This is a genomic window from Geobacillus sp. FSL W8-1251 (genome assembly GCF_038005945.1).
Taxonomy (GTDB): domain Bacteria; phylum Bacillota; class Bacilli; order Bacillales; family Anoxybacillaceae; genus Geobacillus; species Geobacillus stearothermophilus.
Window position 1 is genome coordinate 1,729,293 of record NZ_JBBOUF010000001.1, and the last position, 14,607, is coordinate 1,743,899.

Here is a 14,607-nt window from a genome sequence, read left to right on the forward strand (position 1 = left end):
AGGGGGAGAACAGAGTCGGAATTTTGTTCCGTTTGGTAAAATATACAAAAACCAGAGAGGGCTGACTCCAAAAGTCCGCTTTTTGGCGGACTTTTGGGTCAGCCCCATTATCAATAAGCATGGAAAACCACTCATGCCATGCTCACCAAGGAAAGCAAGACTTTTGCTAAAACAGAAGAAAGCAAAAGTAGTAAGAAGGACACCTTTTACCATCCAGCTTTTATATGGTAGCAGTGGTTACAAACAACCCGTGTCATTGGGTGTTGACATGGGGACACGACATGTAGGAATTTCTGCAACAACAAAGAAAGATGTGCTGTTTGAAGCGGAAGCGCAACTTCGAACAGATATTGTGGAATTACTTGCTATACGGAGACAGTTCCGTAGAAGTCGAAGAAACAGAAAGACTCGCTACCGAGAAGCCAGATTTCTTAACAGAAGAAAACCAGAGGGATGGTTACCACCATCTATTCAACACAAAATCAACTCGCATATAAAGTTGATTGACTTAGTTCACAATATTCTCCCTGTCACATCTGTCACTATTGAGGTAGCAGCATTCGATACACAGAAATTAAAAAACCTAAATATCCGAGGGGTGGAATATCAACAAGGAGAACAAATGGGGTTTTGGAATGTTAGAGAGTATGTTCTATACAGAGACAATCATACTTGTCAATATTGCAAAGGAAAAAAGAAAGACCCTGTTCTCCAAGTGCATCATATTGAAAGTCGAAAGACAGGAGGTGATTCACCAGATAATCTGATCACTCTATGCAAAACATGCCACCATGAAATTCACGAAAAAGGGCTTGAGCATATATTTCAACGCAAACGACCGCCTATGAGGGATGCTAGTCAGATGACCGCCATGCGATGGGCAATGTTTAGTAGGATAAGAGAAAAATACTCGCATGCAAATATCACATACGGGTATATCACCAAATGTATTCGCATTGCTAATGGACTGTCTAAATCTCATATGGTGGATGCTCGTTGTATTAGTGGAAATCCACTAGCCAAGCCAAGTGGCACGGTTTATCTTCTAAAATTCGTTCGAAAAAACAACCGTCAATTGCATAAAGCAACCATCTTAAAAGGCGGAAAACGAAAATCAAACAAAGCTCCACGATTTGTCAAAGGGTTTCAACTGTTTGACAAGGTGGTATACGAAAGGAAAGAATGTTTTATATTTGGCAGAAGAAGCAGTGGTTATTTTGACCTTCGGCTGTTAGATGGCACAAAAGTGCATGCTTCAGCAAGCTGGAAAAAGTTAAAAAGAGTTGAGCATGCTAGTACATTGTTAATTGAAAGGAGGAAGGGCGATTCCTCCCCGACTTTCGCTCTCGCTTAGAAGTCGGGGTCTCCTCGCCAAAGAAGATGAAAAACACTGTTTCAACACACCATCAGCTGGCCATAGACGAAAAGGGGCTGACCCAAAACGCGAATGCGTTTTGGGATCAGCCCCCACTTTTTTGCCTCAAATATAGAAGAATCGCCCTTTTTTCTGGTAGAATAGAGTCACCAAAACCACTACCACCGAAAGAAGGGCGATTCTTTTATGAAACATGATCATATTTCCTTTAAAGAGTATACCATGGACAACCTCTCTTTGCCAAGCAACATCGCCGATCTCATTCCACGGGATAACATGGCCCACGTGGTTCATGAGATGGTTGAACGCATCCCGATGGAGACGTTTCTTGCTTACTACAAAGGAGGGGGCGCCTCCGCCTATCATCCGAAAATGATGACCAAAATTCTCCTTTACGCTTACACCCAAAAAATGTATCATGGCCGTGAGATTGCACGGCAGCTCGAAGTCCACCTTCCCCTCATGTGGCTAAGTGGATTTCAAAAGCCGGACTTCCGCTCCATCAATCGGTTTCGTTCGGAGCGGATGAAAGACCTGATTGACGACCTGTTCCGGGAAATGATCACGCTGCTCGTGGCCGACGGCTATGTCAAGATGGAAGATTATTTTGTGGATGGAACGAAAATTGAAGCGAATGCCAACCGGTACACCTTCGTTTGGCGCAAATCGGCTGAGAAGTACCAGGAGAAATTCCAAGCCAATGTCGATCGGCTGATTGCCCAGATCGAGGCGATCGTGGAAGAAGAAAAGGCGGAAGACATCGACCCTTCGCCGGCCTTTACGTCAGAAGAAATCCGAAAGAAAACCGAGGAGTGGGAAAAACGGTTGGAGGCCGAGCCGGACAACCAACCGTTGAAGAAGGCCATCAAGAAGATGAAGGAGGACTACTTGCCCCGCAGTGAAAAGTATGAACACCAACTCCATGTATGCGGGGATCGCAACAGCTATTCCAAGACCGATGTGGATGCCACCTTCATGCGGTTGAAGGAGGATCACATGCGAAACGGCCAGCTCAAGCCGGCCTATAACGTACAGGTGGGTTCTTCCGGCCAATTTATTTTGGGGTATTCCCTTCATCAGAGGCCGGGCGACACTCGTTGTCTTCTCCCGCATTTGGAGACCGTTCGAGAGAAGTACGGCGTGGAACCCGAACGTTTGATCGCTGACGCGGCTTATGGCTCGGAAGAGAACTACGTGAAGCTGGAAGAGAAGCACATATCGGCCTTGATCAAGTACCATACGTATGAGAAGGAGAACACGCGCAAGGTCAAGAAAAATCCGCATCATCAGCAGAATTGGACCTATGTGGAAGAAGAAGACGTTTGGATTTGCGCCAATGGGAAAAAGCTGGTTCGCACCGGAACTTCGAAACAGACCACGGAATCAGGATACACCTCGGTCACCCGACACTACCAATGCCATGAATGCGAAGGATGTCCGTTCCGTTCGGCCTGCACGACTTCCAAGTATGGACGAACCACGCAATGGAACCCCATCTATCATGAACAAAAACAGAAAGCCCGCGAACGGTTGGAGAGTGAAGAAGGGCAAGCCCGATACCGCCAACGCCAAACCGACATTGAGAGTGTATTTGGGCAAATCAAACAAAATCGCGGGTTTCGTCGCTTTGTCCTGCGAGGCCTCCAAAAAGTTTCCATCGAATGGGGGCTGGTTTGTGCTGCCCACAATCTTCTCAAAAAAGCCGCTAGGGACAAGCAATTGTCCTTGGTGGCGTAAATGAGGGGGAGAACAGAGTCGGAATTTTGTTCCGTTTGGTAAAATATACAAAAACCAGAGAGGGCTGACTCCAAAAGTCCGCTTTTTGGCGGACTTTTGGGTCAGCCCCTTCTTCTTTTGGATTAATGCGGCAAAAACGCCAGCTGCAAAAAGAACAGCACGGCAAGCACGTACAGCAGCAACGGCACATCGCGCCAGCGGCCGCGGGCGATTTTTAAGAGCGGGTACGAGATGAAGCCGAGCGCGATGCCGGTCGCGATGCTGGACGTGAGCGGCATGCTTAAGATGATGAGAAAGGCTGAGAACGCTTCGTCCAGTTCGCGCCAATTGATATGGGCGATGTTGCTGATCATCAAGCTGCCGACGACAATGAGCGCTGGGGCGGTGATGGCAGAAAGCCCGGCGACGGCGCCGACAAGCGGGCTGAAAAAGGCGGCTGCGATGAACAAGACGGCGACCGTGAGCGCGGTCAAGCCGGTGCGGCCGCCGGCGGCGACGCCGGTTGACGACTCGATGTACGCCGATGTCGGGCTCGTGCCGAACATGGCGCCGATCGTGGTCGCGACGGAGTCGGCCAAGAGCGCCTCGCGGGCGCGCGGCAGTGTGTTTCCTTTCATCAGTCCCGCTTGCTGGGCGACGCCGATCATCGTGCCGGTCGTGTCAAAGAGCGTGACAAGCAAAAAGGAAAAGACGACAGCGTACAGGCTGTGGCTGATGACATCGCCAACGGCCGTCAATGGATTGGCGGCGACAAGCCCTTCCGGCAGCGACGGCAGCGAGACGATACCTTTGTCAAAGTGAAGCTGCCCGGTCGCGTAGGCGATGACGCCGGTCACGACCATGGCGTAAAAGAGCGCGCCGTTGACGCCGCGCATCATGAAAACGAGCGTCACCGCCAGGCCGATGAGCGTCAACACGGCCGACGGGGCATGCAAGTTGCCAAGCGCGACCAAATTTTGCGGATGGGCTTGGATAATTCCGGTCAGCCGCAGGCCGATAAAGGCGATAAACAGCCCGATGCCGGCGGTGATGCCATGTTTTAAGCTGTCGGGGATCACTTCGATCAGCTTGCTGCGGAGCGGGGTGAGCGACAGCAACAAAAACAGCAATCCCGCGACAAACACAGCGGAAAACGCGGTTTCGTACGAAATGCCGCCGTGCGAGCCGACGACGGAATAGGCAAAATACGCGTTCAGCCCCATGCCGGGGGCAATGGCGATCGGATAGTTGGCGAATATTGCCATCCAAAGCGTGCCGACGACGGTGGCGATGACGGTGGCGGTGAACGCCTGTTCAAACGGGACGCCGGCGTCTGATAAGATGATCGGATTGACGACGATGATGTACACCATGGTGAAAAAGGTCGTCAGGCCAGCGAGAACCTCTGTTTTGCGATTGCTGGCATGGTGCGGAAGACGAATCATAGGCAACCTCCTAAAGACGAACAATATGAAAGACAAATATAATAATATTCGTTTTTATTTCAAAAAGCAATGGGGACGCCCGATGGCGTCCCCCTGTTTGTTACTCCGCGTCGCTCAGCCGTTTTCCAGCGATGGCGTAATGGTCTTTCGTCATTTCTTCAATGAATACGACAACGCTCTCCCGTTTCGCCCCTGTCGTCTCGACGACGGCGTCCGTCACTTTTTCAACAAGCGCTTTCTTCTGTTCATCCGTGCGGCCGGCGAGCATTTTGATCGTGACATACGGCATCATCATTCCCCCCATTTCCTTGTCGAGTGCTATCACGCTTATTATACCATGGAACCGTGAAGTTCAGTCCACTTTTGGCGGTAAATCATGTATACTAAGGATAGTGAATACAGGGGAAAAGGAGTTAATCAAGTGGAACACATTTTGCCGTATTCGTTAAGCGAAATTCCGTACGTGCTGTTGACGCTGGCGCTGGCGTTTTCTGTGCATGAGTTCGCCCATGCCTACGTTGCTTACAAGTTCGGCGATCCGACGGCGAAAAACGAGGGACGGCTGACATTGTCACCGTTTGCCCATTTGGATTTGCTTGGAACTTTGCTGATCTTTCTCGCCGGGTTTGGCTGGGCGCGCCCGGTGCCAGTCAATCGCTTTTATTTCAAAAACCCGCGCCTTGCCGGCATTCTTGTCTCGGTGGCAGGGCCGCTAAGCAACCTCGCGCTCGCCGGGCTTGGATTTGTCATTTGGTACGCCATGATCGATTTCGGCATCATGCGGGCGCTGCCGGATTGGTTTGCGGCCGGGTTTGATCTGTTTTTCCAAATTTTTATCAGCTTGAACGCCGTCTTGTTTGTGTTTAATTTATTGCCATTTCCGCCGCTTGATGGGTATCGTATTATTGAAGACTTGGCCCCGGATGGGCTGCGGGCGAAAATGACGCAGTGGGAAACGTACGGGGCGCTCATTTTCCTTGTTCTCGTGCTGACGCCGCTCGATCGCTATACGATTGAGCCGGTGTTTCAAGTGGCGCTGCCGTTTGTGCTTGAGAACTTGCAGTCACTTGTGGCCAGCTTGTTTATGTAGGAAGGAGGAACAAGCGGATGGAGCAAAAAAAGAAAAAAAACATCGGCTTTAATATCATCAAAGACGACCCGACCGACGGGCACCGCGGCTTTGGCGCCGGGGCGTTGAGCCTAGAAAACGTGTCGCCGGTCATCATTGACGTCGAAGCGGGTGAAGCGTTCGTTGATATGGGGGCGATGCATGCCCGCAGCTCTGTTGAGCGCGGCATCAAGTTTTTGCCGGATCGCTCCGCCGTGCCAAACGGCAAGCCGTATTGGATCGTCTGGGTGACGATCGAGCGCCGCGAGGACGGTCCGTATTACGCCGGGGTGACGGCGTGCGAAATGACGGTCGACCGTGAGGCGCGCCGTGGTTATAAGTTATTGCCGGAACATGTGAACCGGCTCGATAAATCGCTGAAACGGCATATCATCGTCGATCATATGGACGCTAAGTCGAAGCGGGTGCTCGCCGACTTTTTGAAAGGCCACGACATCGGGATGTGGAACCGCTCGAGCGATGAACTGAAAAAAGGACTCGAAGGCGAATTGTGACGGTTTTGTGAACATGTTTGCCTAAGGGCTTGTTCTTATCTGGAAAAAAGGATAAACTAAATCTACATGTATAACACAGGAAAACTAGGACAAGAAAATCCCCTGCGGGCAAACGCAGGGGATTTTCTTGTTTAAAACCATGGAAACCATTTCTCGAACCAGCTTTTTCCGTCTTCTTTTTTCTTCTTCTCCTCTTTTACATGATCGGTGCAATAGTCAACTGGTTCTGTGCCAGCGATATAATACGTTTTCCGCTTCACTGGGCACGAATCGGTTGCCAGCTTGCCGTTTTGCGGGTCGATGTAGACACCGATGACGCCTTTGGTCGGCTTGAACGATTTTTTCGGCTCGCCGGCGAGGCTTTTCTCCATAAAGCGGATCCATATTTGTTTCGCGTATTGCTTTTCGTCAAAGCGGCTCATCGTTTCGCCGCGGTCGTAGCCGGTCCAGACGCCGGCGACCAACTGCGGGGCGAAGCCGATCATCCAGCTGTCCGTTTTCGTCGTCCCGGACTTGCCGGCGTACGGGCGCGTCATTTCATCGGCGATCGATTGCCCGGTGACGGTCGTATAGCCGTTAAGCTTTGGGTCGAACATTCCGGTCATTAAATGGGTCGTCACAAACGCTGCGTCGCGGTCGAGCACTTGCCGGCTCTCCGGCTTATGTTCATACAGCACGTTTCCGTTCGCGTCGACGACTTTTTGAATAAACACCGGTTCGGTTTGTTTGCCGTAGTTGGCCAGCGTGCTGTACGCGGCCACCATGTCGATCACTTTCACGGGCGAGGTGCCAAGCGCCAATGACGGCACTGCTTTCAATCTGCTTGTAATGCCAAGCGCTTTCGCTGTTTCGACGAGTTTGTCGGCGCCGATAAACTGGAGCGTTTTCACCGCAAAGACGTTGTCGGATACAGCGAGCGCCTGAGCGAGCGTGATCGGGCCATTGGCGTAGTAGTCATTGTAATTATGGGGGGTGTACGACGATCGGCCGCCGTTAAACGTAAATGTCGTCAGCTCGCTGCGCAGTTGGGTCGATGGGGTGAATCCTTGCTTGATCGCCGCGTAATACAAAAACGGCTTAAATGTCGACCCTGGCTGGCGTTCCGCTTGCACAGCGCGGTTGAACGAGCTTTCTTCGTAGTTGCGTCCGCCGATGAGCGCCTTTACTTCCCCTGTGCGCGGATCCATGGCCACCAATGCCGCCTGGATGGCAGAATGGGGACTGATGACTTGCTTAACTTGTTCTTCGGCGATTCGCTGCAGGCGTCGGTCGAGCGTTGTGTAGACGCGCAGCCCCCCGAGCTCAATCGTCCGCTCATCAAAGCCAAGCTTCGTGCGCAGCTGCTGTTTCACAACATCTTGGAAATACGGGGCCACAGGCTGCTCTCGTTCGCGGTGGCGGATGTAAACGAGCTTGTCACGGTACGCCCGCTCCGCTTCTTCGCGGCTGATGTAGCCGGCTTCCACCATGGAGGTGAGCACGATTTTTTGCCGCGCTTTTGCCCGCGCCTCGTTGACAAGCGGCGAGTAGTAATACGGCCCTTTCGGAATGCCGGCGAGCATCGCTGCCTCGCTGAGCGCCAGCTCGCTCGCGTGCTTGCCGAAATAATAGCGCGCTGCTGCCTCGATGCCGTAGGCGCCATGGCCGTAGTAAATCGTATTTAAATAGCCTTCTAAAATTTTTTCTTTGCTGTAATTGGCTTCAAGGCGGATCGTGTACAGCGCTTCCTGGATTTTTCGCGACCACGTTTTCTCATGTGTTAAAAACAAGTTGCGTGCATATTGCTGGGTGATCGTGCTCGCTCCTTGCACTTTGTCCATGGCCTCGAGATTGGCGAGCACCGCGCCGGTGATCCGTTTCAAGTCAAATCCGTGGTGTTCGTAAAACTTTCGGTCCTCAACGGCAATCGTCGCCTCGATGACGTGCGGGGAAATGTCACCGAGATGAACCCAGTACCGCTTTTGTCCATGGTCGCTTTCCCCGATTTTGCGGCCGTCGTCCGCATAAAAAATCGTTGTTTGCGGCACGGCGACCGGCGGGGCGCCTTCGATTTTGGCAAACAAAATAAAGCTCCCGAGAGCGGCGAAGGCAAAGATGGCGAGAAAAAAGCCGATAAAGACGGCGGCGCGCACATATTTCCACGTGCCGCGAAAACGGCTGCCCGGGATCGGTTCCATTGCGCATCACCTCAACGGTTTTGGCGTTGTTTTAGACATGCGGGCGGACGCCTGGCTGGATGTGCCGCCTTGCTTTTGTCAAGGCTTCGCCAGCGAGGTTTTCCGCTTTTTCTTACCAGTATGAAAAAAAATTTTTTATTTTAAACTTGTTCCTCTTGCATTTTTGCTAGATTGCTCTATACTTTTTCGTGTTTAGTTTTTCGTTGGCTAAGGAAAACTTGTATAGTAAGCAACGCTCGGAGAAAGGATGTTACCGATGGAACTTTGGTTTACCGAAAAGCAAACGGAGCATTTTGGCATCACCGCACGCATCGTCCGCACTTTACATACAGAACAGACGCCGTTTCAAAAGCTTGATATGGTCGAAACGGCGGAGTTTGGCAACATGCTCATTTTAGACGGCATGGTGATGACGACGCAAAAAGACGAGTTCGTCTATCATGAAATGGTCGCCCACGTCCCATTGTTCACCCATCCGAAGCCAGAGAACGTCCTTGTCGTCGGCGGCGGCGACGGAGGCGTCATTCGTGAAGTGCTGAAACACCCGATCGTCAAAAAAGCGACGCTTGTCGAAATTGACGGCAAAGTGATCGAGTATTCGAAAAAATACTTGCCGGAAATTGCCGGAAAACTCGACGATCCGCGCGTCGAAGTGAAAGTCGATGACGGGTTTATGCACATCGCGCAAAGCAAAAACGAATACGACGTCATCATGGTCGACTCGACGGAACCAGTCGGCCCGGCGGTCAACTTGTTCACAAAAGGGTTTTATGCCGGCATCGCCAACGCGCTGAAAGAGGACGGCATTTTCGTCGCTCAAACGGACAACCCGTGGTTTAAAGCGGACTTGATCCGCAACGTCTACCGCGATGTGAAAGAAATTTTCCCGATCACCCGTTTGTATACAGCGAACATTCCGACGTATCCGAGCGGGCTCTGGACGTTTACGCTCGGCTCGAAACAATACGACCCGCTTGCGGTGAGCGACGACCGGTTCCATGACATTGAGACGAAATACTACACGAAAGAATTGCATAAGGCGTGTTTCGTTTTGCCAAAATTTGTCGCGGACCTAGTGAAATAAGGGGGCAGATCGATGCGTTTTGATGAAGCTTATTCAGGCAACGTCTTTATTGGCAGCCACCCGAACTTCGAAGAGAGCGAAGCGGTCATTTACGGCATGCCGATGGACTGGACGGTCAGCTACCGGCCTGGCTCGCGGTTTGGCCCGGCCCGCATCCGCGAAGTGTCAATCGGGCTTGAGGAGTACAGCCCATATTTGGATCGCGAACTCAAAGACATCCGCTACTTTGACGCTGGAGACATTCCGCTGCCGTTTGGCAATGCGGCCCGCAGTTTAGAGCTGATTGAGCAGTTCGTGAAAAAGGTGCTTGACGCCGGCAAGTTTCCGCTCGGCCTCGGCGGCGAACATCTCGTCTCTTGGCCGGTCATCAAAGCGGTGTACGACTATTACCCGGATTTGGCCGTCATTCACATGGACGCCCATACCGACTTGCGCGAACATTACGAAGGCGAGCCGCTGTCGCACGCGACGCCAATCCGCAAAGTCGCTGACTTGATCGGCCCGACGAATGTCTTTTCGTTCGGCATCCGTTCCGGGATGAAAGAGGAGTTTGAGTGGGCGAAAGAAAACGGTATGTACATCGCCAAGTTTGAGGTGCTTGAACCGCTCCGCTCCGTGTTGCCAAAGCTCGCCGGCCGCCCGGTGTATGTGACGATCGACATCGATGTGCTTGACCCGGCCCATGCCCCCGGAACGGGAACGGTCGATGCCGGCGGCATTACATCGAAAGAACTGCTAGCCGCGATCCATGAGATCGCCCGCTCCGACGTCCGCGTTGTCGGCGCCGATTTGGTGGAAGTCGCGCCGATTTACGACCACTCCGAACAAACGGCCAATACGGCGAGCAAGCTTGTGCGGGAAATGCTGCTTGGTTGGGTAGGGAAGTGAAAAATGAGAAAAAGCGCCTAAATCGCAAGTTTGCGAGGGTGCTTTTTTCTTTGGTGGGACAAAAGATGCAGGAATATGAGCGTACGGAGCGTAATAATTAATGTATTTACAGAAAAAGGAGCATTCCCGTTAGGAGCTTTTCCGGGGACTTGATCAAAAAAAGCCCTCTTGGTATGATGCAGGGGTGTCAAACAATACCTACCATCATGCCAAGGAGGACTTCAGATGAATTGTACACAAAACTATAAAATTGATCAAGTTACGGAACAAACGCTTGTCGTGGGCATCGATATCGCGAAACGAACTCACTACGCCTGCTTCGTGGATGACCGGGGGCGCGTGCTTCGCAAGTCGTTCCCGATCTTCCAGTCGAAAGAGGGGTTTCAGCAGCTGTATAAAGCGATTCAGGAGGCGATGCAAGCGTTTGGGAAGTCAGAGGTGATCGTCGCGGTGGAGCCGACCGGGCACTACTGGTTGAACCTGGCCTACTTCCTCGAGGAGCACGGGATCCCGTTGGTCATGGTCAACCCGGCGCATGTGTGCCGGTCGAAAGAACTCGATGACAACCTGCCGACGAAACACGACGCCAAAGACGCCCTGGTCATTGCCAGACTGGCAAAAGACGGACGATTCCTCGTCCCCCGGCTGCTGCACGAGATCGAAGCCGATTTGCGCGTGGGAAGCACGCTCAAAGAGAAGCTCCGCAAGGAACAGACGGCGGTGAAAAACGCGATCGTCCGCTGGACCGACCGATATTTTCCGGAGTTTTGGACGGTGTTTCGCGACCTGGGGAAAACGGCGCTTTCGGTGCTGGAGTGGACGCCGCTTCCGGCCGATATGGCCGGCCGATCCGCCGAGGAGCTCATCGAGGTGTACCGGCAAAGCGAAGGGCTGAAATGCCCGCAGAAGGCCAAAATTCAGGCGTTGATCAACGCCGCGAAGGACTCCATTGGGGTGACGGAAGGGACGACGATGGCCCGGTTTGAGATCGCCGCGCTCGTCCGCCGATACCGCCAATTGGAGGCGGAGATCGCCGCGTTGGACGCCGAGTTGAAGGCATTGGTTCAAACGACGATGGAGTATCAATGGCTGAAAACGGTCGACGGGTTGGGAGACGCCACGATTATCGATCTGTTGGCGGAGATCGGCAGCTTCGCCCATTATCGGGACCCGCGCCAATTGGTGAAGTTGGCGGGCCTGACGCTCAAGGAGAACTCCTCCGGCCAGCGCAAAGGGCAAAAGCACATCTCCAAACGGGGACGGAAACGGCTGCGCTCGGTGCTGTTTCGGGCGATGATTCCGCTGATCCGGCACAACGAGGCGTTTCGCGAGCTGCATGAATATTACACGACCCGATCCGTCAACCCGCTGACCGGAAAGCAATCCATCGTCGCCTTGTGCCGGAAGCTGTTGAATGTGCTGTTTGCGATTTGTACGAAGAAACAAGCCTTTGACGCGGAGCGAATGAAACAGGACGTCTTGTCCCAGGTGCAACGGGCGGCCTAAGGCCTCCCCCTGCGAACGGAAGAATCGTTGGACAACAGGATGACACCGGAGAAGCTGGCGTGATTTTATCCATTCGACCTTGAGTCCCCAAAGGAGCTTGGCCGGCCTCCGCCTGATGACGAGACCGAACGAGGGAATGTTGGCGCGAAGACGCCCGGAGACATGGGAGGGTTCGTCCTCATCAGCGACGCGGAGATCCAAAGGGTGCATCGAATACGCTTCCCCCACGGCAGGAAAATATAACCAGCCGTGGCCGCGAAGCGCACCCTAGGTCTGTAAGATATCCACAAAACTGAAAAAGGATGTAAGGGATTTTGTCGAAAAATATTTTTTGGACACCCCTGAGAGGCCGAAAAGCCTTGATAGATCAACATTTCTAGAGGGAGGGATGAGAGTCCGAAAGCGCTTACGATATGAATTCCTGAAAATGGTTCGCTAACTAGTGATTGACAACGCCCGTAGTGAACCGAAAAAATGTTCTCCACAAAGTCTTGACTGACTCTCGCCTTAACTATATTTTGCTGAAAATAGGATAGATTCAGTAAAATATAGTATCATATAGTTAGATGGGAGGTGAAAACATGTATTTTTGTATCAAACAACAGCTAAATGGTTTGACCAAAGAAGAATACTTGACTCTTCGAGAACTGTGCCATATTGCCAAGAACATGTACAACGTCGGATTGTACAATGTCAGACAATACTATTTTGAACACAAGGAATTTCTTAATTATGAGAAAAATTATCATCTTGCCAAAACTAACGAAAACTATAAGCTGTTAAACAGCAACATGGCACAGCAAATTTTAAAAAAGGTCAATGAAGCCTTTAAATCTTTCTTTGGTTTGATCAGTCTTGCCAAACAAGGAAAATATGACCACAAGGCTATCAGTATTCCAAAATATCTTAAAAAAGATGGCTTTCATTCACTGATCATTGGCCAGATTCGTATAGACGGCAACAAATTCACGATACCGTATTCTCGCCTATTTAAAAAGACTCACAAGCCTATCACGATAACGATTCCGCCTGTGTTACTGGACAAAAAGATTAAGCAGATTGAAATCATTCCTAAGCATCATGCCAGGTTCTTTGAGATTCAGTACAAATATGAAATGCCTGAAGATCAAAGAGAATTAAACGACCAAAAAGCACTGGCCATTGATTTAGGATTAAACAATGTTGCCACTTGTGTCACATCAGACGGCAGATCATTCATCATTGATGGGCGGAGATTAAAAAGTATCAATCAATGGTTTAACAAAGAAAATGCCAGACTTCAAAGCATAAAAGATAAGCAAAAAATCAAAGGCACCACTCGTAAACAGGCTTTGCTTGCTATGAATCGCAATAATAAAGTGAATGATTATATCAACAAGACTTGCCGTTACATCATTAACTACTGTATTGAAAATCAAATTGGCAAACTTGTCATTGGCTATGCGGAAACATGGCAACGCAATATGAATCTAGGAAAAAAGACAAATCAAAACTTTGTCAATATTCCTCTCGGTAACATAAAAGAAAAACTAGAATATCTTTGTGAATTTTACGGCATTGAATTCTTGAAACAGGAAGAATCATATACGTCTCAAGCCAGCTTTTTTGACGGCGATGAGATTCCTGAATATAATGCCGACAATCCAAAAGAATATAAGTTCAGCGGCAAACGTATTAAGCGCGGCTTGTATCGAACAAAGTCTGGCAAACTAATGAATGCTGATGTCAATGGCGCATTAAACATCTTAAAGAAAAGTAAAGCTGTAGACCTGAGTGTCTTATGCTCTAGCGGCGAAGTGGACACGCCTCAAAGAATAAGGATTGCTTGAAGCAGTCAAACTTCTTTGGAAGCCCCCACTTCAAATTTTCGCTAGAAAATTAAGTGGGGGTAGTTCACTTCCACAAGCGGCGGCGACGAAATGGGCGAAAGTGCATTTCTGGCTGCACAATATCGGCCTGCCGGTCATGATGATCGGTCTCATTTTCGTCGTTTACGGCAACGAAGCGTTCGTGCCGGTGACAGCGATTGGCGGGGTGCTCGTCGTGATAGGTGTCATTCTTTTTGCTATTAACGTGTTAAAAAATGTTCGGGCGTCATCATAAAATACCGATGGAACAGAGGGTGTCCCAAAAGGATCGGGACACCTTTTCTTATTACCGTATGTAGGCATAAAACAATCATTAAGATAACGATATGTTGTGTTTTGTTTAAGGAAAAACAACCTTTTGGGCCAGCCCCTTTTTTTTGCCCACTGGAGCGGAAATCTGCCATCGGGTTTGTCCCCTCTTGAATGGAGCGGAACAGTTCATTATACTATAAACTATGACTGTTTGTTCGCAAAGGTGTGTTCATCGATATGAAGGAAACAAACGGCATCCCGGCGCGCCTCCGCCAAGTGGCTGTCATTCGCGACGGTCCGCGCCAAGAGACGGTTGTGCTTGAGGCGGACGGGGTGTATTACATAAAAGGGGAAACAGGCTATTTGCAGTTTGAGGAGGAAAACGAACTCGGGCGGGTGAACAACATTGTGAAAATCGCGCCTGACGAGGTGACCATCCTTCGCTCCGGAGCGGTCGAGATGCGGCAAACGTTCCGCCGCCGGCAAGAAACGCCGGGCCATTACGGAACGGTGTTTGGGCGGTGGGCGATGGCGGCGAAAACGGATGCGATCGAGTTTCACTATGACGATAAGCGGAAGCGGGGGCGGCTCTTTCTCTCCTACGAGCTTTTCTTGCAAAACGAGCGGAGCGGACGCCATACGTTGACGTTGACATTTAAGGGGGTATAAGCCG

At 50.8% G+C, this 14,607-nt stretch carries 12 protein-coding genes and 1 pseudogene; 10 read left to right on the plus strand and 3 right to left on the minus strand.

Going from position 1 to position 14,607, the window contains the following annotated elements:
- Positions 1-82: 82 nt before the first annotated feature.
- Positions 83-1,354: an RNA-guided endonuclease IscB gene (gene iscB, locus NSS88_RS09075; RefSeq protein ID WP_341084105.1), complete on the plus strand. Its 1,272-nt coding sequence runs from the start codon at positions 83-85 to the stop codon at positions 1,352-1,354.
- A 207-nt stretch (positions 1,355-1,561) separates the two neighbouring features.
- Positions 1,562-3,112, plus strand: a complete 1,551-nt coding sequence (locus NSS88_RS09080; protein ID WP_341084107.1) for an IS1182 family transposase — start codon at positions 1,562-1,564, stop codon at positions 3,110-3,112.
- 122 nt (positions 3,113-3,234) lie between these two features.
- On the opposite strand, the gene NSS88_RS09085 is transcribed toward NSS88_RS09080, so the two are convergent.
- Positions 3,235-4,536 (minus strand): NCS2 family permease, encoded by a 1,302-nt coding sequence (locus NSS88_RS09085; protein ID WP_033015433.1) that lies wholly within the window; start codon positions 4,534-4,536, stop codon positions 3,235-3,237.
- 100 nt (positions 4,537-4,636) lie between these two features.
- Positions 4,637-4,825 (minus strand): 2-hydroxymuconate tautomerase, encoded by a 189-nt coding sequence (locus NSS88_RS09090; protein ID WP_011232876.1) that lies wholly within the window; start codon positions 4,823-4,825, stop codon positions 4,637-4,639.
- A 132-nt stretch (positions 4,826-4,957) separates the two neighbouring features.
- Between NSS88_RS09090 and NSS88_RS09095 the strand changes: the two genes are divergently transcribed.
- Positions 4,958-5,626: a site-2 protease family protein gene (locus NSS88_RS09095; RefSeq protein ID WP_011232875.1), complete on the plus strand. Its 669-nt coding sequence runs from the start codon at positions 4,958-4,960 to the stop codon at positions 5,624-5,626.
- Between the two features lie 17 nt (positions 5,627-5,643).
- The gene (locus NSS88_RS09100; RefSeq protein ID WP_011232874.1) at positions 5,644-6,159 is read left to right on the plus strand and encodes a YwhD family protein; all 516 of its coding nucleotides are present in this window, start codon (positions 5,644-5,646) and stop codon (positions 6,157-6,159) included.
- 131 nt (positions 6,160-6,290) lie between these two features.
- Here NSS88_RS09100 and NSS88_RS09105 read toward each other — a convergent pair whose 3' ends face one another.
- Positions 6,291-8,336 (minus strand): transglycosylase domain-containing protein, encoded by a 2,046-nt coding sequence (locus NSS88_RS09105; RefSeq protein WP_061580621.1) that lies wholly within the window; start codon positions 8,334-8,336, stop codon positions 6,291-6,293.
- Between the two features lie 256 nt (positions 8,337-8,592).
- Between NSS88_RS09105 and speE the strand changes: the two genes are divergently transcribed.
- The 6 genes and pseudogenes from speE to NSS88_RS09135 all read left to right on the plus strand — a co-directional run bounded on the left by speE (position 8,593) and on the right by NSS88_RS09135 (position 14,603).
- Entirely contained in the window at positions 8,593-9,420 is an 828-nt protein-coding gene (gene speE, locus NSS88_RS09110) for a polyamine aminopropyltransferase (RefSeq protein ID WP_341084113.1), read from the plus strand.
- Between the two features lie 12 nt (positions 9,421-9,432).
- On the plus strand, positions 9,433-10,308 hold the full coding sequence (gene speB, locus NSS88_RS09115) for an agmatinase (RefSeq protein ID WP_049624641.1): 876 nt from the start codon (positions 9,433-9,435) through the stop codon (positions 10,306-10,308).
- A gap of 225 nt (positions 10,309-10,533) precedes the next feature.
- On the plus strand, positions 10,534-11,814 hold the full coding sequence (locus NSS88_RS09120) for an IS110 family transposase (protein WP_014195603.1): 1,281 nt from the start codon (positions 10,534-10,536) through the stop codon (positions 11,812-11,814).
- Between the two features lie 581 nt (positions 11,815-12,395).
- Positions 12,396-13,643, plus strand: a complete 1,248-nt coding sequence (locus NSS88_RS09125; protein ID WP_339239157.1) for an RNA-guided endonuclease InsQ/TnpB family protein — start codon at positions 12,396-12,398, stop codon at positions 13,641-13,643.
- A gap of 70 nt (positions 13,644-13,713) precedes the next feature.
- Positions 13,714-13,917 (plus strand): annotated as a pseudogene (locus tag NSS88_RS09130) (cytochrome-c oxidase); the annotation flags it as partial.
- A 254-nt stretch (positions 13,918-14,171) separates the two neighbouring features.
- On the plus strand, positions 14,172-14,603 hold the full coding sequence (locus NSS88_RS09135; protein WP_033010742.1) for a DUF1934 domain-containing protein: 432 nt from the start codon (positions 14,172-14,174) through the stop codon (positions 14,601-14,603).
- The last annotated feature ends 4 nt before the right edge of the window (positions 14,604-14,607 follow it).

Bases quoted from the DNA above. Each gene is read 5' to 3' on its own strand.
- NSS88_RS09090 (WP_011232876.1), bottom strand. From the start codon at position 4,825: ATGCCGTATGTCACGATCAAAATGCTCGCCGGCCGCACGGATGAACAG.
- speB (WP_049624641.1), top strand. From the start codon at position 9,433: ATGCGTTTTGATGAAGCTTATTCAGGCAACGTCTTTATTGGCAGCCAC.
- NSS88_RS09105 (WP_061580621.1), bottom strand. From the start codon at position 8,336: ATGGAACCGATCCCGGGCAGCCGTTTTCGCGGCACGTGGAAATATGTG.
- NSS88_RS09100 (WP_011232874.1), top strand. From the start codon at position 5,644: ATGGAGCAAAAAAAGAAAAAAAACATCGGCTTTAATATCATCAAAGAC.
- NSS88_RS09120 (WP_014195603.1), top strand. From the start codon at position 10,534: ATGAATTGTACACAAAACTATAAAATTGATCAAGTTACGGAACAAACG.
- speE (WP_341084113.1), top strand. From the start codon at position 8,593: ATGGAACTTTGGTTTACCGAAAAGCAAACGGAGCATTTTGGCATCACC.
- NSS88_RS09125 (WP_339239157.1), top strand. From the start codon at position 12,396: ATGTATTTTTGTATCAAACAACAGCTAAATGGTTTGACCAAAGAAGAA.
- NSS88_RS09135 (WP_033010742.1), top strand. From the start codon at position 14,172: ATGAAGGAAACAAACGGCATCCCGGCGCGCCTCCGCCAAGTGGCTGTC.
- NSS88_RS09085 (WP_033015433.1), bottom strand. From the start codon at position 4,536: ATGATTCGTCTTCCGCACCATGCCAGCAATCGCAAAACAGAGGTTCTC.
- NSS88_RS09080 (WP_341084107.1), top strand. From the start codon at position 1,562: ATGAAACATGATCATATTTCCTTTAAAGAGTATACCATGGACAACCTC.